General features: G+C 70.6%; 14 protein-coding genes. 4 read left to right on the top strand and 10 right to left on the bottom strand.

What is annotated here, in order from left to right:
* Positions 1-22: 22 nt before the first annotated feature.
* The 4 genes from GTY96_RS38535 to GTY96_RS06440 form a co-directional block, all read right to left on the bottom strand.
* The gene (locus GTY96_RS38535) at positions 23-1,486 is read right to left on the bottom strand and encodes a PEGA domain-containing protein (protein WP_161664202.1); all 1,464 of its coding nucleotides are present in this window, start codon (positions 1,484-1,486) and stop codon (positions 23-25) included.
* Between the two features lie 96 nt (positions 1,487-1,582).
* The gene (locus GTY96_RS06450; protein ID WP_143899224.1) at positions 1,583-3,514 is read right to left on the bottom strand and encodes a DNA gyrase/topoisomerase IV subunit B; all 1,932 of its coding nucleotides are present in this window, start codon (positions 3,512-3,514) and stop codon (positions 1,583-1,585) included.
* A 10-nt stretch (positions 3,515-3,524) separates the two neighbouring features.
* Entirely contained in the window at positions 3,525-5,903 is a 2,379-nt protein-coding gene (locus tag GTY96_RS06445) for a DNA gyrase/topoisomerase IV subunit A (protein WP_201755896.1), read from the bottom strand.
* Positions 5,904-6,193: 290 nt separating this feature from the next.
* Positions 6,194-6,910, bottom strand: coding sequence for a hypothetical protein (locus tag GTY96_RS06440; protein ID WP_143899222.1), 717 nt, complete (start codon positions 6,908-6,910; stop codon positions 6,194-6,196).
* A gap of 105 nt (positions 6,911-7,015) precedes the next feature.
* Between GTY96_RS06440 and GTY96_RS06435 the strand changes: the two genes are divergently transcribed.
* Positions 7,016-7,675, top strand: coding sequence for an MBL fold metallo-hydrolase (locus GTY96_RS06435; RefSeq protein WP_161664200.1), 660 nt, complete (start codon positions 7,016-7,018; stop codon positions 7,673-7,675).
* 26 nt (positions 7,676-7,701) lie between these two features.
* Here GTY96_RS06435 and GTY96_RS06430 read toward each other — a convergent pair whose 3' ends face one another.
* Complete coding sequence (locus GTY96_RS06430) at positions 7,702-8,439, bottom strand: M50 family metallopeptidase (protein WP_143899220.1); 738 nt, start codon at positions 8,437-8,439, stop codon at positions 7,702-7,704.
* A gap of 122 nt (positions 8,440-8,561) precedes the next feature.
* Here GTY96_RS06430 and GTY96_RS06425 point away from each other — a divergent pair, with 122 nt between their 5' ends.
* Positions 8,562-10,739 carry a S46 family peptidase gene (locus tag GTY96_RS06425; protein ID WP_161664199.1) on the top strand — a complete coding sequence of 726 codons (2,178 nt, stop codon included), beginning with the start codon at positions 8,562-8,564 and terminating at the stop codon, positions 10,737-10,739.
* A 1-nt stretch (position 10,740) separates the two neighbouring features.
* A complete protein-coding gene (locus GTY96_RS06420; RefSeq protein ID WP_161664198.1) occupies positions 10,741-11,394 on the top strand; it encodes a hypothetical protein in 654 nt (217 codons plus the stop codon).
* A 6-nt stretch (positions 11,395-11,400) separates the two neighbouring features.
* Here the strand turns inward: GTY96_RS06420 and GTY96_RS06415 are convergent, their stop codons facing one another.
* Complete coding sequence (locus tag GTY96_RS06415; RefSeq protein ID WP_143899217.1) at positions 11,401-11,916, bottom strand: RNA polymerase sigma factor; 516 nt, start codon at positions 11,914-11,916, stop codon at positions 11,401-11,403.
* 236 nt (positions 11,917-12,152) lie between these two features.
* Here GTY96_RS06415 and GTY96_RS06410 point away from each other — a divergent pair, with 236 nt between their 5' ends.
* Positions 12,153-14,096, top strand: a complete 1,944-nt coding sequence (locus tag GTY96_RS06410) for an APC family permease (protein ID WP_161664197.1) — start codon at positions 12,153-12,155, stop codon at positions 14,094-14,096.
* Between the two features lie 24 nt (positions 14,097-14,120).
* Here GTY96_RS06410 and GTY96_RS06405 read toward each other — a convergent pair whose 3' ends face one another.
* The 4 genes from GTY96_RS06405 to pilM form a co-directional block, all read right to left on the bottom strand.
* Positions 14,121-15,752: a sigma 54-interacting transcriptional regulator gene (locus GTY96_RS06405; RefSeq protein ID WP_161664196.1), complete on the bottom strand. Its 1,632-nt coding sequence runs from the start codon at positions 15,750-15,752 to the stop codon at positions 14,121-14,123.
* 123 nt (positions 15,753-15,875) lie between these two features.
* A complete protein-coding gene (gene gspN / locus GTY96_RS06400; protein ID WP_143899214.1) occupies positions 15,876-16,856 on the bottom strand; it encodes a type II secretion system protein GspN in 981 nt (326 codons plus the stop codon).
* Positions 16,857-16,860: 4 nt separating this feature from the next.
* Positions 16,861-17,418 (bottom strand): type II secretion system protein GspM, encoded by a 558-nt coding sequence (gene gspM / locus GTY96_RS06395; RefSeq protein ID WP_143899213.1) that lies wholly within the window; start codon positions 17,416-17,418, stop codon positions 16,861-16,863.
* 1 nt (position 17,419) lies between these two features.
* Positions 17,420-19,027 (bottom strand): pilus assembly protein PilM, encoded by a 1,608-nt coding sequence (gene pilM, locus GTY96_RS06390; RefSeq protein WP_161664195.1) that lies wholly within the window; start codon positions 19,025-19,027, stop codon positions 17,420-17,422.

Raw genomic sequence — 19,027 nt, 5'->3', positions numbered from 1 at the left:
TCCGGGACGCTTGACGCTGGAGCTAGAAGGAAATTCCACCGGGCAGACCGTTCACGGGGTTGAAGCCGGGGCCGCGATCCGTCGTGGCCACGTACACCACGCCCGCGGTCACCGCCGCCACGCCCGCGGCCGCGGCCCAGAACCAGGGCTTGCGCAGGATGGAGTCGCTGGAGGACGCCACCGGCTCCTTGGTGTCCTGACGGCCCTGGGGCAGGGCCGCGCCGGTGAGGAAGGTGTGCACCTGGTCCGCGGCGGCGTCCGCGCTGCCCTTGCCGTCGCGCTTGGTGAAGTCCACCTCCAGGCCCTTGAGCCGGTTCTTCGTGCGCAGGTCCCACGCCTGGACCTCGCCGTGCAGCCGGCCCTTCTTGTCCTGGAACGCGGCGGCCAGCACCACGTAGCGCGCGTTGAGCCGCTCGCCGATGGCGCCCACTTCCGGGGGCACGCCGTCCGCGTCGAAGGCCTGGGCCGAGCCGCCCTTGGCGGCCGCGTCGCGCAGCGCGGCCAGGCCGGGCGAGGGGGCCAGCTTCGCCTTCACCTCCGTGGGCGTGGCCGGCTTCACCTCCGAGTACGACACGGACGTGGCGTAGCCGGGCAGCACCACCTGCACGGGGTAGTGGCCCGGGGCCAGCTTCACGCCGGACAGCGGCGTCGCGCCCACGTCGCGGCCGCGCACCAGCACGCGCGCGCCCTCGGGCTGGGACGTCACCACCAGCGAGCCCTGCGGCTGCGCGGACAGGTCCTTCTGGGCCTCCGCGAACACCCGCTGCACGTCCTGGCCGAACAGGCCCGCGTCCGGGCGCAGCGACGGCTCCGCCACCAGCGCGTTCGTGAACGAGGCCTTCGCGCCCGCCACGTCGCCATTGAGCAGCTGCGACGCGCCCTGGAAGAGGTACGCCTCGCCCAGCTTCTCCGGGCGCAGGTCGCCTGGGCGCTGCACGTACGCGTCCGCAGCCGCCTTGAACTTCACCGCCGCGGTGTCCGGGTCCAGGTTGTCGTACGCGGCGCGGCCTTCATCGAAGAGCGCGTCGCCCTTGGGGTTGCCCTGCGGCGCCGACGTCGGGAAGGCGGTGGCCAGGTCCACGAACTGCACGTCGCCCGCGGTGCCCAGCTTGCGCGTCAGCGTGTCCTCCAGCTTCGCCGCCGAATCCGCCGCGACCGGCTGGCGGGCCACGCCGAACACCGCCACCGCGCTCGAGGGAGCCGCGCGCACGATCTGCGTCGCGACGTCAGCGGGCTTCGTGGCGGAGGGCTTGGTGGCGGCCGGGGTGATGGCCGGCCTGGTGGCGGCCGTAGGAGCGTCCGAAGCCGGGGGCGCGTCGTCCGGCGGGGTGAAGGTGTCCTCGTCGGGCTCGGAGACGGGGGCCGTCTTCGTCGCGGCGGGGCGCTTCTTCTTGGCGGGGCTCTTGCGCCGGGAGGCGGCGTCGGCAGCGGGGGCGCTCAGCAGGCAGGCGAGCGCGAAGGTCAGGGCAAGACGGGTGGTGTTCACAGTGCCGGCGATGCTAGCCGACCGGCGGGGCGGAAGACCAATGCCTCGCCCGGGACGGGAACGGCCCGTCCCGGGTGTGCGGGGACTCCCACTTATTCAGACGTCGAGTTCCTGCACCTCGCCCGCCTGCTCGGTGATGAACTTATAACGCGCCGAGACATCCTTCCCCATCAGGTCGTTGATGATGCGGTCGGTCTCCAGGGCGTTGTCGATGGTGACGCGCAGGCTGATGCGGTTCTTCGCGTCGAGCGTGGTCGTCTTCAGCTCTTCGGCGGTCATCTCGCCCAGACCCTTGAAGCGCATGATGTTGGGCTTGGCGTTGCCCCTGGCCTTCTCGCGGATGATGCGGTCGCGGTCCGGCTCGTCCAGGGCCCAGTACGTCTCCTTGCCAATGTCCACCCGGTACAGGGGCGGCTGCGCGATGTGCACCGCGCCCGCCTCGATGAGGGGCCGCAGGTGGCGGTAGAAGAACGTGAGCAGCAGCGTGGCGATGTGGTGGCCGTCGCTGTCCGCGTCCATCAGCAGGAAGACGCGCCCGTAGCGCAGCTTCGTGATGTCGAAGTCGGAGCCGATGCCGCACCCCAGCGCGCTGACGATGTCCTGGAGCTCCTTGTTGGTGGCCACCTTGTCGGTGGAGGCCTGCTCCGCGTTGAGCACCTTGCCGCGCAGGGGGAGGATGGCCTGGGTGCGACGGTCGCGGCCCTGCTTGGCGGAGCCGCCTGCGGAGTCGCCTTCCACGATGAACAGCTCGCTCGACTGAGGATCCGTGGAGGAGCAGTCCGCCAGCTTCCCGGGGAGGTTGAGCCGGTGGCTCACCGCCGTCTTGCGGTTGATGGCGGCGGAGGCCGCGCGAGACGCCTCGCGCGCGCGGGCGGCCAGGATGATGCGCGCCAGCAGCGCTTCTGCGATGGACTTGTTGTCGTTGAGCCACTTCTCCAGGGCCGGGCGGATGGCGCCGTCCACCTGCGCGGTGGTCTCCGGGTTGTTGAGGCGGCCCTTCGTCTGCCCCTGGAACTGGGGCTCCACCACGTACACGGAGAGGATGGCGGTGATGCCTTCGCGGATGTCCTCCGCGGTGAGCGTCACGCCCTTGGGCGACAGGCCGTGCGTCTCGATGTAGTTGCGCATCGCCTTGACGATGGCGGCCTTGAGGCCCGCCTCGTGCGTGCCGCCCAGGTTCGTGGGGATGCCGTTGACGTACGAGCGGATGTGCTCGTCCGTGGCCTCCGTCCACGCCAGGGCGACCTCCAGCCGGACCTCGTTGTCGCGCGAGTAGTAGTACGGGGTGCTGCCGGTGGGGACGATGGGCTTCTGGCGCTCGGAGACGACCTTGGTGAGGTACTCCGCGATGCCGCCGTCGTGCTTGAACGTCACCGCCGTGTGGGGCGTGGTGGTTTCGTCCTTCCAGACGACCGTCATGCCCTTGTGCAGGTAGCTCTTCGCCTCCAGGCGCTCGCGCACCGCCTCCGCGTCGAACTTCTGCTTCTCCCCGAAGATCTCCGCGTCCGGTTCGAAGCTGGTGGAGGTGCCGGTGCCGCGGGCAGGGCCCTCCACCTTGAGCGAGCTGGTCGCCTTGCCGCGCGCGTAGGACTGCACGTAGCGCTTGCCGTCGCGCTTGATCTCCATGACCAGCTTGCTGGAGAGCGCGTTCACCACGGAGCTGCCCACGCCGTGCAGACCGCCCGAGTGGATGTAGTTGCCCTGCTCGAACTTGCCGCCCGAGTGCAGCGTCGTGAGGATGACCTCCACGGCGGGCTTCTTGTGCCGGGGCATGATGTCCACCGGGATGCCGCGCCCGTTGTCCACGACGGTGATGGACTTCGCGCCCTTGTGCAGCGTCACCTCGACGGTGGTGGCGTAGCCGTTGATGACCTCGTCCACCGAGTTGTCGATGATCTCCCACAGCAGGTGGTGGTAGCCCGTGCTGTCGGTGCCACCGATGTACATGGCCGGGCGCTTGCGCACCGGCTCCAGGCCTTCCAGGACCTGGATGTCCGCGCCTGTATAGCTTTCCTTCTTGGTCGCCATGGCCTTCCCGCTACTCCTTCTTCTCCGGCAGCGGCACGAAGGTGACGGGCCGCGCCACCTCCTTCACCGTGTCGCGCTTGGACATCTCGTGGCCCTTGCCGCCGCGCGCCGTCACCGTGAACTTCGACGGTGACAGGTGCAGCTTGCGGCCCTTCTGCGTCTCGAACTCCAGCGTGGCGTCCTTCTGGCTGGCGGGCGCGGCGAGGAAGTCCACCACCTTGTCGCCCGGCTCCACCTTGATGACCTGGACGCCCTTGCCCGGGCCGGCCAGCTCGTTCACCTCCGCCACCTTGCACACGAGCGCGCTCGTCTTCTCCGTGAGCACCGCGAGCAGGTCGCGGTCGCCCACCGGCTGCGTGCCGATGATCTCGTCGCCTTCGCCCGTCTTCGCGTAGCGGCGGCCGGCGCGGGTGGAGACCTCCGTGTGCGGCGCGAGCAGGAACCGGAGGCCCAGGCCCTGACGCGTCACCGCCACCAGCTTCTCCGGCTGGGGCAGGCGGGCATCCAGGGACAGGGCGCCCACCACGCGCTCGCCGTCGTCGAACTTGAAGAGCTTCTGCACCGGGTCGCCGTAGCCGGTGGAGGCCGGCACGTCGTTGAAGCGGGTGACGTACGCGGTGCCGAAGTTGCTGAAGAGCACCAGGTTCGCCTTCAGGCTGCCGGCGAGCACCGCCATCACCGCGTCGCCTTCGCGCAGGCGGGTGGTGGACGGGTCCTTCACCTCGCGCACGCGCTTGATCCACCCGTCCCGGGTGATGACGACGTGGGCATCCTCGTCCGCGATGAACGCCTCCGCGGAGAACTCCATCTCCTCCGCGCCCGCGCCGCCGATGCGCGTGCGGCGCTTGTCGGTGTACGCGGCCTTGAGCCCGGTGAGCTCGTCGTGGATGACGGCCCAGCGCTTCTTCACGTCCTTGAGGATGCCCTCGATGCGCTTGATCTCCGCGCGCTTCTCCTTGAGCTCCTTCTGGACGATGAGGATCTCCAGGCGCGCCAGCTTGTACAGGCGCATCTCCAGGATGGCGTCCACCTGGATCTCATCCATCTTGAAGCGCGCCATCAGCTTCTGGGCGGCGTCCTGCTTGCCCTCCGACTGGCGGATGATCCGGATGATCTCATCCAGCGCGTCGTAGGCCTTCTCGAAGCCCTCCAGGATGTGGACGCGCCGCTTGAGCTCCGCCAGCTCGTGCTCGAAGCGCTTGGTGACGATCTCCAGGCGGAAGTCGAGGAAGTAGCGGAGGATGCTCTTCAGGTCCAACCGCTTGGGCGTGCCGACGTCCGGGTTCTCCGACGGAACGAGGCAGGTGAGGTTCACGCCGAAGTTCGTCTGCAGCGGCGTGTGCTTGTAGAGGTACGCCATCACCAGCTCGGGGTTGGCGTCCTTCTTGAGCTCCAGGACGATGCGCACGTCCGTGGTGGATTCGTCGCGCACGTCGGTGATGAGCGGCAGCTTCCGCTCGCGCACCAGCTCGCCGATCTTCGCGACGAGCGTGGACTTGTTCACCGTGTAGGGGATGGAGGTGACGACGATCATCTGACCGCCGCGCTTGAGCTCCTCCAGCTTGTACTCGCCGCGGATGCGGACGCTGCCCTGGCCCGTCTCGTAGATCTCCCGCAGCTCCTTCTTGTCGTTGAGGATCTGCCCGCCGGTGGGGAAGTCCGGCCCCTTGATCCACTTGAGCAGGTCCTTGGTCTGCAGCTCCGGATCCGCGATGAGGGCCAGGAGCGCGTCCACCAGCTCGCCCAGGTGGTGGGGCGGGATGTTGGTGGCCATGCCCACCGCGATGCCGGTGGTGCCGTTCATCAGCAGCTGCGGCACGCGCGCCGGGATGACGACGGGCTCGTCCCGGGTGCCGTCGTAGTTGGGCCGGAAGCGGACGGTCTTGCTGTCCAGCTCGCCCAACAGCTCCGTGGCCAGCTTCTCCAGGCGGCACTCGGTGTAGCGGTAGGCGGCGGCCGAGTCGCCGTCCAGCGAGCCGAAGTTGCCGTGGCCGTCCACCAGCGGGTAGCGCAGGGAGAAGTCCTGCGCCATGCGCACGAGCGCGTCGTAGATGGCCGTGTCGCCGTGCGGGTGGTAGCGACCCATGATGGCGCCGACGACCTGGGCGCACTTCTGGTACTTGGTGTCGAACGACAGGTTCAGGTCGTTCCACATGCCGTAGAGGATGCGGCGCTGCACGGGCTTGAGGCCGTCGCGCACGTCCGGCAGGGCGCGCGAGGTGATGACCGACAGGGCGTAGTTCAGGTAGCGGCGGCGGGCTTCCTCGGCCAGGCCCGCGGGCACGCCATCTCCACCACCGGCGCCGGACGCGCCGCCGCCTCCCTTTCCTCCGCCCCCTGCCGGGCCTCCCTGCTTCTTGCGCGTCTTCGTATCGGCTTCTGCGAGCATGGTCATGGAATCCAGATGGGTTTCACGGGGCCGCCCCCACCGCATGACGCGACGCGCGGGCTGCGTGCGCGCTGCGACTACCAGTCGGGTCGGACCGACAACGTCAGGTCGGCGGGACTACCATGGGCCTCTGACATTGAGAACGAATTCGGGAGGTTGCGTCGCCTCCGGGGCAGGAATTCTGTACGCCCGTACAGTCCTGTGCCCGTTGGAAACCCACCGCCAACCCCCCGGAATTCCGAGGGGAGCGCGGCCGCGGTGGGCGGGTGGGCTGATTCCGGAGGGGGCGGCTAGCCGTTGTCGCCGGCCGCGTTGGCGCGGGGCTTCTTGCCCTCGGCGTCGGGGGCGCGGCCCCAGTTGCCGCTGCCGTGCTTGAAGATCTGCACGCCCTTGCCGGAGCTGGACCCGGCCATGCCGGTGACGGTGGCGGTGAGGGCCTTGCCGCCGGGCGGGTGGTAGATGACACGCACCTTGCGGGCGGAGGGGAGCAGGGCGCTGGTGGCGTCCACGAGCAGGTAGACGGTGGTGCCATCCGTCTGGATGCGCTCCGGGTCCTGGCGGTTGTTGAGGTCGGCGAGCAGCTCGCCCGAGTCCGCGCTGGTGGAGTCGGAGCCCAGCTGACGGACCTTCACGCGCAGGGCCAGCTCCGGAGGGGCGTCCTGGCGCTTGTACTCGCGCACGCCCTGGATGACGACGGCCAGGTCGGCGCCGTTCTCCGGGGCCTTGTTGGCGGACAGGTGGAGGCCGGACTGGGTGCTGGAGTCGGTGTCCAGGAACAGCGTGACGTTGGCGCAGCGCTGCTTGCACTCGTCGCCGAAGGGCGGCTTGTCGAACTTCAGCCGCATGGCGAAGTCGCTGCCCTGGGGCCCGATGGTGGCGTCCACGATGACCGGGCGCTCATCGTCCCCGGTCGGCTTGTAGCGGAAGGTGGAGGTGCCCCGGCTCGCGGCGGAGGCGGTCGCGCTGACCAGGAGCGAGCAGGCGAGCAGGGTGGGCAGGTGCTTCACGGAAGGAGACCTCCTGGTGGTTGGGACATCAAAGAGGACCATTCAACGGGAACAGGCCCCGGGCCGGCAAGCCTGGGGCGTAGAGTGGTCGACCGGAGGACAACCATGCCTACGCCGTACGTACGCCAGCTGAAGCTGGGACCCATGGACAACTTCGTCTACCTCGTGGGGCCCGCGGACGGGCCGGAGGTGGTGGTGGTGGATCCCGCCTGGGATGTGCCGGCCATCGAGGCGGCGGTGGCCCAGGACGGCAAGCGCGTGGTGGGCGCGTTCGTGTCCCACTGCCATGGCGACCACATCAACGGCCTGGCGGAGCTGCTGTCGCGCCATGACGTGCCGGTGTACGCGCAGGCGGAGGAGGTGGCCTTCTCACGCGAGCTGCGCACGTGGGGCGGCGACGCGCTGCGCCCGCTGAGGGCGGGAGACGCGGTGCCCGTGGGCGCGCGCACGTTCCAGGCGCTGCACACGCCCGGGCACACGCCGGGATCGCACTGCTTGCTGGCGGAGGACGCGCTGGTGTCCGGGGACACGGTCTTCATCAACGGCTGTGGCCGGTGCGACCTGCCGGGCAGCAACCCGGAGGACATGTACCGTTCGCTGTCACAGGTGCTGCTGAAGGTGCCGGACTCGGCGCGGCTGTTCCCCGGGCACGACTACGCGGACGTGCCGGTGGCGGGCATGGAGGCCGTGCGTCAGAAGAACCCGTACTTCGGCTTCCCGGACATGGCGTCCTTCGTGGCCTTCCGCATGCGGCCGCGCAAGTGACGTGACGCGGGGCTGGAGGGGCCGGCTCACACCCGCCGGGCGCGGGCCACGGGCGGCATCTTCACGCCGCTGGCCGGCTTCGCGTGCATGGCCCAGTACGCGGACACGCCCAGCAGCACCAGCGACAGCAGCGTCCACAGCGCCGCCCAGACGATGGACGGCACCCACGTCTCGCTCGCGAGGATGCCCGCGTCGCTCTGGGCGCGCACCGCGCTGTTCCACAGGTCGTCCCGCAGATCGAACACGACGTAGAGCGCCGTGAAGGCCGCGAGGAACAGGTTGAGCGCGTCCACCAGCCCGGTGGGCAGGAAGCGCGCGCCCAGTCCCATGGCCAGCGCCATGCCCAGGCAGAACGCCAGCGTGAACAGGTCCCCCGCGTAGAAGAAGCCCATCACCGCCAGCCACACCGACGCCGCGCCCATCACCGCGCGGCCCAGCCGGAAGCGGAACGTGGCCAGCATCAGCGCCGCCCCCGCCACCGCGCTGCCCAGGTAGCCCGCCGATGACACGATGACGCGGTTGAACACCCCGGGCGGCAGGCGGGACAGGCAGCTGCCACCCTCGTTCACCTGGAGGTGCACCCGGTCCACCGAGCCCCCCACCAGCAGCGTGGCGATGGCATGCCCGCTTTCGTGCATCATCACCACCAGCACCTTCACCGGCCACAGCACCGGCGAATACCAGAAGTACCAGGATGCCCCCATCAACAGGAGGAGCAGCGCCAGCCGTCCGAAATCCAGGGTCGCTCCGCTCGCGGTCCGCATCACTGGTCCCCTCCTGCCTGGACACCGGAACATCCAAGCGCGTTCCATCTTCCGTGAAAACGCCCGCCGCGGACACCGGAACGGTCGCGCCCGGGCACCGGACGGAGTAGGGAGGGGACACCATGAAGAAGACGCTCCTTCTCCTCTGTCTCGTGGCTGCCCCGGCGCTCGCCGGGGAAGGGAAGTGGACCCCCCAGCAGGTGCTGGAGCTGAGTCCCGCCTGGCTCAAGGCCCAGGGCCTCCAGCTGCCGCCCAACAAGCTGTGGGACCCCAAGCGCGGCACGGGCCTGCTGGCGGGCACGGTGAACACCGGCGGCTGCTCCGGGTCGTTCATCTCCGCCTCCGGCCTGATCATCACCAACCACCACTGCGCCTTCTCCATCATCCAGGAGCACAGCTCCCCCCAGAAGGACCTCATCACCGACGGCTTCCTCGCCAAGAGCCCGGCCGAGGAGCTTCCGGGCAAGGGAGCCCGGGTGCAGGTGCCGCGCGGCTTCAAGGACGTGACGGCGGAGATCAACGCCGCCGTGCCGCAGGGCGCGGACGACCTCGCGCGCTACAAGGCCATCGACCGCAAGCAGAAGGAGCTGGTCGCCGAGTGCGAGAAGCGCCCCGCCACCCGCTGCCAGGTCGCCACCTTCGATGGCGGCGTGAACTACACGCTGGTGGACGCCGTGGAGCTGCAGGACGTGCGGCTCGTCTACGCGCCGCCGCGCGCGGTGGGTGAGTACGGCGGCGAGGAGGACAACTGGATGTGGCCCCGCCACACCGGTGACTTCTCCATCATCCGCGCGTACACCGCGCCGGACGGGACCTCCGCCGCGTACAGCGAGAAGAACGTGCCCTACAAGGCGGAGTTCTTCTTCCCGCTGTCCACCCAGGGCGTGAAGCCGGGCGACTTCGTGATGGTGCTGGGCTACCCGGGGAGCACCTACCGCACGCTGCTCGCGGAGGAGATGGCGGAGCGCCAGGCGCGCTACTACCCGCGCATCCGCGACGTGCTGGGCGAGGCCATCCGCATCCTGGAGGCCGAGGGTGAGAAGGATCCGGCCGGGAAGATCGCCGTGGCCTCGCAGCTCAAGGGCCTGCACAACGTCTACAAGAACGCGGGCGGCCAGCTCGCGGGCCTCCAGCGCGGCCACATCGTGACGAAGCAGCGCGACACCGAGGCCGCCACCGTCGCCTGGGCCCAGAAGGCCCCCGCGAAGTGGGGCGACGCCCTCAAGGCCCGGGAGGCGCTGCTCACCGAACAGCAGGCGGCCGGGAAGACCTTCGAGCGCGAGTTCCTGCTCGGCATGTCCGGGCGCCTGGCGCGCGGGCCCGCGCTGGCCACGTCCGTGTCGCGGCTGGCCATGGAGCGCGCGAAGCCGGACCTGGAGCGCCGCCCGGAGTACATGGACCGCGAGCTGCCGCGCATCAAGGACCGCCTGGAGCGCGAGCAGAAGAACCTCTTCCTCGCCGCGGACAAGGTGCTCCTCCACGCGTTCGTGAAGCGCGCGCAGGCGCTCAAGCCGGACGAGCGCATCGCGTCCGTGGACGCCGTCTTCGGCACGACCTATTCGGAGAAGGACGTCGCCGCGAAGATCGACGCGCTCTACGCGGGCACGAAGGTCCTCACCCAGGCGGAGCGGATGAAGATGGCGGACGAGTCCGTCGCGCAGCTCGCCGCGCGCCAGGACCCGATGCTGGCGTTCGGCATGGCGCTGGCGAAGGAGCAGGCCGCGCTGGATGACACGCGCGACCGTCGCCAGGGTGCCGCGTCGCGCCTGCGGCCGGCCTGGCGCAAGGCGGTGATGGCCCAGGCGGGCAAGCCCATCGCGCCGGATGCCAACAGCACGCTGCGCGTGACGTTCGCCAAGGTGCAGGGCTACACGCCGCGCGACGGCGCGCTGTACCTGCCTCAGACGACGCTGTCGGGCATGCTCCAGAAGCACACCGGCGAGGAGCCCTTCAACGCGCCAGAGAAGGTGCGCGCGGCCGCGGAGGCGAAGAAGTTCGGCGCCTGGGCGGACCCCCGGCTGAAGGACGTGCCGGTGGACTTCCTGTCGGACGCGGACACCACGGGCGGCAACTCCGGCAGCCCCACGGTGAACGGCAAGGGCGAGCTGGTGGGCGTGAACTTCGACCGCGTGTGGGAGAACGTCGCGAACGATTTCGGCTACAATCCGGACGTGGCCCGGAACGTCAACGTGGACGTGCGCTACCTGCTGTGGAACCTCGACCAGGTCGAGGACGCGGACGCGCTGCTGCGCGAGCTCAACATCCGCAAGGGCCCGCCGGTGGCGAAGGAGATGCGCTGACATGTCGGACGCGGGTGAGGGGTCTCCACCACTTCCCACCTTCCGTCCCGACGAACGGGTGTGCGGCAACTGCAAGCTCTGGAGTCCGCACTCCGTGGATCACCGGGGATGGGTGGGGCCGTGCCGCCTGCAGAACTCGCGCGGCATGTTCCCGCCCTCCGCCCCCATCTGTGACAAGTACGCGCCCCGGGGCTCCGCCGCCCCGGCGCCCGTGGCCTCGAGCACGCGAACCCGCACGGCGCGGAGCGTGGCCCCCGTGGTGGTGCGCCACCGCGCGGATCCCCATGCCGTGGTGGACCTGGAAGGGCTGAACATGACGCGCGAAGAGCTGATGGACATCTTCCGGGAGGCCGCGGGCCTCAGCGACCCGCCGCTCGCGGGAAAGTGGGAGGGCGGCACGGTGCGGCTCGTGCCGGGCAACCCGGAGCTTCAGGCGAAGGACCTGCCCATCGACAACCTGTTCCACAAGGTCACGATGGTGCGCGACCGCATCCGCGTGCTGGAGCAGAAGCTCAATGCCCACCCGAAGCTCACGGACGCGGAGAAGGCGGAGATGCAGGGCTACATCACCCGCGTCTACGGCTCGCTCACCAGCTTCAACCTCCTCTTCAAGGAGAAGGGGGATCAGTTCGTGGGCAGCAAGGGCGACGAGTAGTCCGTCTCAGGGACGCTGGCCGCGCTCCTCCATCACGGTGAGGGCGCGCTGGCGGCCCCGGTGCAGGGCGCTCTTCACCGTGCCCTCCGGGATGCGCAGGAGCCGGGCGATCTCCGCGGAGCCCAGGCCGCGCACCTCGCGCAGGTAGAGCACCTGGCGCTGCTGGGGGTTCACCTCCTCCAGCGCTTCATGGAAGTGGCGCTGCATCTGGGTGCCCACGGCGTGCGCTTCCGGGGACACCAGCTCCTGGGGGGCGTGCGTCAGCCGCTCCCGGCGCCGGCGCGCGCGCAGCCAGTTGATGCTGCTGTTCACCATCACCCGGTGCAGCCACGTGGTCCAGGTCGCCCGCCCGTCCAGCCCCGGAGGCTGCCGCGACAGGCGCAGGAAGACGTCCTGGACCACGTCCTCCGCGTCGTCGGTGTCGCCCACGATGCGCCGGGCGATGGCCAGCGCCCGGGAGCGGTGCTGGGCGTACAGGTCATTCAGGGTGGGGAAGGCGAGGACGGCGGCGTGCGGGCCCATGGCGGACGGTCTCCTGTGTCTTCCCCTGGAACGAATGGGCGCGTGAAACGGTCTATGGCCCTGGAGTGCGTCGCACCGGAGGGAGGGGCCCCGGGCCGTCCCGTCCCCTGACGGCCCCACCGGGACCCATCCACGGAGCCGGGCCCTGTGTTCCCGCATGCACAGCCGGTGCGCACCTTCCGGACCAGGGAGGCGCCATGGCTCAGCTGGCCAACGTGGGAAGCAGGAGGCCGTTCATGCCCCGGCGCCGGGAGGGCAGTGGCGCCATGGACCTGCTCCTGGGGCGCCCGCTCACCAGCGCCCAGGCGAGACAGGAGAAGACGGGGGTCCTCACCGGCGTGGCGCTGCTCGGGCTGGACGCGCTGTCCTCCGCCGCGTACGGCCCGGAGGCCGCCCTCACCGTGCTGCGCCCGCTGGGGGCCGCGGGCCTGTGGCTGCTCCTGCCCATCACGGCCGCCATCGTCGGGCTCCTGATGATCGTCGCGGGCTCGTACGCGCAGACCATCGCGGCGTACCCGAGCGGCGGCGGGGCGTACACCGTCGCGCGGCAGAACCTGGGGCGCGGGGCGGGGCTGCTGGCCGCCACGGCGTTGATGCTGGACTACATGCTCAACGTGGCCGTGGGCATCTCCGCCGGCACGGGCGCCCTGGTGTCCGCGTTCCCCGTGCTCGAGCCCCACATCCTGCCCATCACCCTGGGCGTGCTGGCGCTGCTCACGCTGGTCAACCTGCGCGGCGTGAGCGAGGCGGGGGCCGTGTTCGTCGTGCCCACGTGGTTCTTCATCGGGTCGCTGGGCCTGGTGCTGGGCGTGGGCCTCATCAAGCTGCTCCTGGGCCACGCGACGCCCGTGCAGGCCCCGCCGCCCCTGGTGGTGCCCGCCGCGCCCGTGGGGGCGTGGCTCATCCTCCGCGCCTTCGCCAGCGGCTGCACGGCGATGACGGGCGTGGAGGCCATCAGCAACGCGGTCCCCATCTTCCGCGACCCGGCCATCCGCCGCGCGCGCGTCACGCTGGGCCTCATCGTCGGCATCCTGGTCACGATGCTGCTGGGCATCGCGTTGCTGTGCCGGGTCTATGGCGTGGGCGCGACGGACCCCACGGGCGCCCACTACCAGACCGTGCTGTCGCAGCTCATCGCGGCGGTGATGGGGCGCGGCGCCTTCTACTACGTGGCCATGGGCGCCATCCTCTGCGTGCTCGCGCTGTCCGCGAACACCAGCTACGCGGGCTTCCCGCTCGTCTGCCAGGTGCTGGCGCACGAGCGCTACCTGCCGCCGGGCTTCGCGCACCGGGGCCGCAGGCTGGCCCTGTCGCGCGGCATCCTCACCTTGTCAGGGCTGGCGGCCCTCCTGCTCATCGCCTGCAAGGGCATCACCGACCGGCTGATTCCCCTGTTCGCCATTGGCGCGCTGATGGCGTTCACGCTGTCGCAGGCGGGCATGGTGATGCACTGGAACCGCCACCGGGGCGAGGGCTGGCAGTGGCGCCGCGCGCTCAACGGCGCGGGCGCGGTGATGACGGCCATCACCCTGGTCATCGTGGGCGTGTCCAAGTTCACGCACGGCGGCTGGGCCGCGTTCGTCATCATCCCGGTGGGCATCGTGCTGCTGTCGCGCATCCACGCGGCCTACCTGCGCACGCGGCGGGCGTCGGAGCTGAAGCGGCCCCTGCACCTGACACCGGGGCCGCCGTTCGTCGCGGTGGTGCCGGTGGACCGCTGGTCGCACGCGTCGGAGACGGCGCTGCGCTTCGCGCTGGAGCTGAGCGACGACGTGCGCGCGGTGCACATCTGCAGCGGCGACACCGACGAGGACGCGCTGGACTCGCAGTGGCAGCACTTCGTCCAGGGGCCGCTGCTGGAGGCCGGCCGCCGGCCTCCGCCGCTCGTGCACGTGTCGTCGCCCTACCGCGCGGTGGTGTGGCCGCTGCTGGACTACCTGGACTCGCTGCTCGCGGAGACCCCCGGACGCACCGTCGCCATCGTGCTGCCGGAGCTGCTGGAGAAGCGCTGGTACCGCGCCATGCTGTACGGCCGCCGCTCGGAGCTGCTGCGCAGCGCGCTGCTCCTGTCCGGCGAGCGGCGCCTGGTGGTGGTCAGCGTGCCCTGGTACCTGCGCACGCCGGAGCACCCCGCGCCGCATTCAGCGTGGGCCGACTCCGCGCACCCCGACGACGGCTGACGCCGGGGCGGACGCGGGCCGGCGCTACTCCTGTTCGTCCTGCTTCGTCAGGCCCCAGTCCTTCAGGCGCTTGAAGAGGGTGGAGCGCGCGAGGCCCAGCTCACGGGCCACGCGCTCGCGGTTGTTGTTGAAGCGGCGCAGCGCGGTTTCGATGATCTGCCGCTCCAGCTTCTCCAGCATCTGCTCCAGCGTCATGCCCGGCGGCAGCTCCGGCACGGTGATGCCCGTCTCGCGGTTGACCTCCTGGTCGAAGGACAGGTCGCTCGCGTCGATGGACGGCCCCTTGCGCAGGAGCAGCGCGCGGTGCACCACGTTGCGCAGCTCGCGGATGTTGCCCGGCCAGGCGTGTTGCTGGAGCCTGTCCAGCGCGGACGGGGTGAAGCGCACGACCTGCCCGCGAGGGGCGAACGCGCGCACGAAGTGCTCCGCCAGCGCCACCACGTCCCCCCGGCGGCTGCGCAGGGGCGGCAGGTGCAACGGGACGACGCACAGGCGGTAGTAGAGGTCCTCGCGGAAGCGGCCCTCGCGCGCCGCCGCCAGCAGGTCCCGGTTGGTGGCCGCCACGACGCGCACGTCCACGTGCAGGGGGCGGCTCGCGCCCACGCGCTTGATTTCGCCGCTCTCCAGCGCGCGCAGCAGCTTGGCCTGGAGGTCCAACGGCAGCTCTCCAATTTCATCCAGGAAGAGGGTGCCGCCGTCCGCCTCCTCGAAGGCGCCCTTGCGCGCGCCCACGGAGCCGGTGAAGGCGCCCTTCTCGTGGCCGAACAGCTCGCTCTCAATCAGCTCCTTGGAGATGGCCGCGCAGTTGACCGGGATGAGCGGCCGGTTCGCGCGCGGCGAGCACGCGTGCAGCGCGTTCGCCACCAGCTCCTTGCCCGTTCCGGACTCGCCCAGGATGGTGACGGCGGCGGTGGACGGAGCCACGCGCTGGATGAGGTCCGCCAGCTGCCGCACCGCCGGATCGCTCCCAAGGATGCCGTGGAAGGTCGTGGCCTCCTTCTTCGTGGAGGGCACCGCCTCCAGGATGAGCTCCGCCTCGCCCACGCGCAGCGAGGTGGGCAGCGTGACCTCCGCCTCGAAGAGGCGCACCGGGCCCAGCCACGTGCCGTTGGTGGAGCGCAGGTCCACGACGTGGAAGACGCCGTCCTTGCGCGTCACCTTGAGGTGCCGGCCGGAGATGAACCGGTCCTGGAGCACCAGGTCGTTTCCCGCGTCCTTGCCCACCGTGAAGCTGTCGCCGGTGAGCCGGTGCACGGCCTCCGAGGTGCCCTGCTTCACCCGCACCTGCGCCGCCTGCCAGCGCTGCGCGTCCCGACCCTGCACGGCGGTGGAGTGGCCCGCCTCGGTGGCCGCGTCCGCGTCCTCGCTGGCGCCGTGCTGGCGGAACACCGCGCGCCACTGGCCCAGCTCGATGTCCGCGCCGTCGGGCAGCTCCGCGCGCTCCACCGACGCGCCCGCGACCTTGGTGCCCTTGCCGGACAGGTCCTCCACCCGGCACGTCTGGCCATCCCACAGGAGGGCCGCCTGCAGGCGGCTCACCTCCGGATCCGGAATGGCCACGTCGCTCGAGTCACCCCGACCGAGCACCAACCGCGCCCGGTCCACCGCCACCCGCAGCACTTCCTCGCCTCGACGGAAGAAGACCAGCTCCGGCATTCCCAACCTCTCCCAGGACCCCCGGAAGGGGGCCGCGCGCAGCGCTTTACACGGCGCATGCGCGGGCTTCAACCCAGGGGGGCGATACAAGGGGAGGGCCGAAACCGACCCCCGTGGACCTGCCTAGTGTTTGGGCGCGAAGCGCGGGCTGCCCACCATGCCGGTGAGCCGGCCGCCGCGCCAACCCGGGTTGTCCCGGTCCGCCGGCAGCATGTTCACCGCGAGCGCCAGGGGCCCCAGGCGCTGCTGGAAGGCCTGCTCGAACTTCAGCCGCACGTCGAGCGCCAGCTCGCTGTACTCCAGCCTCCGGCCCAGCTTCACCGTGCCGGTGCCCGAACCCTCCAGGTCCTCGCTCTTGAGGTTCAGGTCCCGCACCGTGCCCAGGCCCTTGTCGAACTGGATGTCGCCCTTCAGCTCGCCCAGCAGCACGCGCGGCAGGTCCATGGGCATCGCCGGGCCGCCCCCCATGGGGATGGCCGCCTTGCCGCCCTTGATGGTGAGCCCCTGGGTGTCCATCACCACGGTGCCCGTCGCCTGGGACCAGTCCACCGGTTGGCCGCGCACCATCGTGCCGGGCGCCTGGAGCGACACCTTCGCGTTCACGGTGCCCTCCATGTCCACGCCGGTGTACGCGGGCAGGTTGCCGCCGCCCGCCTGCACTCCGTCCACGTCCACGTCCAGCGCCGTGCCGCTCAGGCCGCCCACGTGGACGTTCACCGTGCCGCCCATGCCCTTGAGCTTCAGCACCACGCCGGGCGGAAAGAGGGACGGGCGCAGCGCCACGCTGTCGAAGGTGAGCGCTTCACCCAGCTCGTCGGGGCCCATGCCGCCGGACTCGCCCCGGGCGAGCGCCGCCACGGCGTCCGCACCCAGCGGCGAGGGGGGCTTGCTCACGCGCACGTTGGTGGCGGTGACGCCGGACAGGCCGGGCCTCAGACCGCCAATGCGCACCGCGAGCCCCTGGGCCGCGGCTTCCGTCACCAGCCGCGAGCGGACCGCGTCGTACGGGAAGGTGAACATCAGGCAGAGGACGAACGCCACCAGGGCGAACGCGGTGTAGCCGAGGATGAGCTTCCAGCGGGCGGTCTTCGTTTCGGAGGCCATAGGGCTATTGCTTCATCCGGTAGGTGGCGACGGTGGTCCAGGCCGTCAGGGTGTCCGTGGCGGGCCGGGGCTCCACGCGCAGGTACTTCACCTTCACGATGCCCGGGCCCGTCTCCACCGTGCGCAGGAAGTCCGTCAGCTTGCGCAGGTCCACGTCCGTGAACGTCAGCTCCACGGAGCTCTCGATGATCTTCCCATCCCCCACGCCCACGTCGCCCTTGGGCGTCATGTTGGGGACGGTGAGGCCGGCGGCGGTGGCCTTGTCTTCAATGTACGTGATGAGCCGCACGTTGCTCTGCGTCAGCTGCTGCTCCACGCTCTGGCGCTCCGCCTGGGCCTGGCCGTAGCTGATGGCCAGGGCCTGGACCTCCTGCAGCTTCGCCAGCTTGTCCTGCGTGCGCCGGCGGTAGCCCTGCGCGCTGTTGGCGAAGCTGAAGAGCGTGACGAAGAGGACGAACACCAGGACCGCGGAGCCGGCGATCGCCACGAGCTTGCGCTCGCGGTCGCTCAGCCGCTCGAACCATGTCTGGAGCGGCGCGAAGATTTCCCGAAGCTTTCCCATGTCAGGTCTCCCCCCCCTTTGGCTCGCCGGGGCACTGCACCTGCACGTCCAGGCGGAAGGTCACCTTCTGCCCGTCGCGCGTCTTCTCCACCTTGCCCTCCTTCACGTCCTTGAAGCAGCGGTGGCCCTTCAAGGCGGCGGAGAGCGTGTCGATCTGCTTGGAGCTGTCCGTCTCCCCCTGGAGCATGATGCGGTCCAGGTCCACCTGGATGCGGTCGAACTTCACCGGCACCTCCGGCGGAATGCGCTGGGTGACCTCCGCCAGCAGGTTCACGGCGGACATCGTGGGCAGCGCCGCGGCGGGGCTCTCCACGCCCTTGAGCATGTTGAGGGCGCGGTCGTAGTTCTGCTCGCACGTGCCCAGGATGCGCTGGGTCGTCTTGCAGAGCACCGCGTCCACCTCCGCCTCGCGGCGGGAGAGCACCGTGTTGCGCACCACCCCGAAGGCGATGAGCAGCAGCAGCAGCGTCACGGCGAAGGAGGCCAGCAGCCCCAGCCGGTCCTTCACGTAGTCGTAGCCGCCCTTGAACGAGAACTCGCCCCGGCGCAGGTTGAAGCGCGGCGCCCGGACCCCGGCCGCGTTGCCGCGCATCGCCAGCGCGAACGCCTGCGCGGCCGTGGGCGCCTCCGCCGCGCCAATCAACGTGGAGGTGTCCGCCGGCAGCGCCAGCACGCGCACGGGCAGGTTCAGGTCCTTGGACAGCTGCTCCGCCAGGCCCGGCATCCGCGCGGTGCCGCCGCACAGCACCACCGCGGAGACCTGCCGGCGGGTGCGCGCGGTGAAGGACTTGAAGGACGGGCGCAGCTCGCGGAGCACCGGCTGCAGGCCGCGCACGAACGCGTTCGCGGCGCGCTCGGCGTCCGGGCCGTGGGCCGCGCTGGCCAGCGCCCCGTGCGCCTCCTTCCACGCGTGCGCCTCCGGCAGCGTCGTCTGGAACTCGGTCGCGAGTGCGCGCGTCAGGTCGCGTCCGCCCCCCGCGAAGGTGCGCGCGAACTCCACGCCCTTGCCCGGCTGTCCGATGGCCACCGCCGTGCGCTCATGGCCAATGTCCACCACCGCCACCGAGCCGCCCTCGCCCGCGCTCTCGAAGAGGCCGGGCAGCTGGGTGAAGAGGTTCTGGTACGCGAGCGCGGGGTGGGTGATGACGCGCGGATCCAACTGGAGGCCGCCCAGCAGCGCCAGCAGCTCCTGGAGCTCCTGCTTCTTCACCACGCCCACCAGCAGGTCCGCGGCCTTGTCCTTGCCGGGGGTGTCCCGCTGGCCGACCACCTGGTAGTCGTAGACGACCTCCGAGATGTCGAAGGGCAGCTGGCTGCCGACCTCGAAGGGCAGCGTCGCCTCCACGCGCTTGCTGTCGGAGAAGGGCAGGCTCACCGCGTGCGTGGTGAGGGACGGTCCGGGCAGGGCGATGACGACCTGGTCCACGTGCCCTTCGGGCATCTTCCCGAGCAGCTCCTCCACCGCGGCGCGCAGCGTCTCCGGACGCTCGCCTTCCTGCGCGCGGCGCACTTCGGCGTACGCCTGCGTGGTGTGGCTTTTCGCTCCGGAGGTGAGCACCACCCCCTTCACGGAGTGGCTGCCCAGGTCCAGGCCAAGAATGCGGGCCAT

Source organism: Corallococcus silvisoli, assembly GCF_009909145.1.
Taxonomy (GTDB): domain Bacteria; phylum Myxococcota; class Myxococcia; order Myxococcales; family Myxococcaceae; genus Corallococcus; species Corallococcus silvisoli.
This window is presented reverse-complemented; position numbering and strand designations above follow the sequence as displayed.

Excerpts from the sequence above, each read along its gene's own strand:
- gspM (WP_143899213.1), bottom strand. The coding sequence starts at position 17,418 with ATGGGAAAGCTTCGGGAAATCTTCGCGCCGCTCCAGACATGGTTCGAG.
- GTY96_RS06415 (WP_143899217.1), bottom strand. The coding sequence starts at position 11,916 with ATGGGCCCGCACGCCGCCGTCCTCGCCTTCCCCACCCTGAATGACCTG.
- GTY96_RS06430 (WP_143899220.1), bottom strand. The coding sequence starts at position 8,439 with ATGCGGACCGCGAGCGGAGCGACCCTGGATTTCGGACGGCTGGCGCTG.
- GTY96_RS06410 (WP_161664197.1), top strand. The coding sequence starts at position 12,153 with ATGCCCCGGCGCCGGGAGGGCAGTGGCGCCATGGACCTGCTCCTGGGG.
- GTY96_RS06420 (WP_161664198.1), top strand. The coding sequence starts at position 10,741 with ATGTCGGACGCGGGTGAGGGGTCTCCACCACTTCCCACCTTCCGTCCC.
- gspN (WP_143899214.1), bottom strand. The coding sequence starts at position 16,856 with ATGGCCTCCGAAACGAAGACCGCCCGCTGGAAGCTCATCCTCGGCTAC.
- GTY96_RS06425 (WP_161664199.1), top strand. The coding sequence starts at position 8,562 with ATGAAGAAGACGCTCCTTCTCCTCTGTCTCGTGGCTGCCCCGGCGCTC.
- GTY96_RS06445 (WP_201755896.1), bottom strand. The coding sequence starts at position 5,903 with ATGCTCGCAGAAGCCGATACGAAGACGCGCAAGAAGCAGGGAGGCCCG.
- GTY96_RS06435 (WP_161664200.1), top strand. The coding sequence starts at position 7,016 with ATGCCTACGCCGTACGTACGCCAGCTGAAGCTGGGACCCATGGACAAC.
- pilM (WP_161664195.1), bottom strand. The coding sequence starts at position 19,027 with ATGGCCCGCATTCTTGGCCTGGACCTGGGCAGCCACTCCGTGAAGGGG.
- GTY96_RS06405 (WP_161664196.1), bottom strand. The coding sequence starts at position 15,752 with ATGCCGGAGCTGGTCTTCTTCCGTCGAGGCGAGGAAGTGCTGCGGGTG.
- GTY96_RS06450 (WP_143899224.1), bottom strand. The coding sequence starts at position 3,514 with ATGGCGACCAAGAAGGAAAGCTATACAGGCGCGGACATCCAGGTCCTG.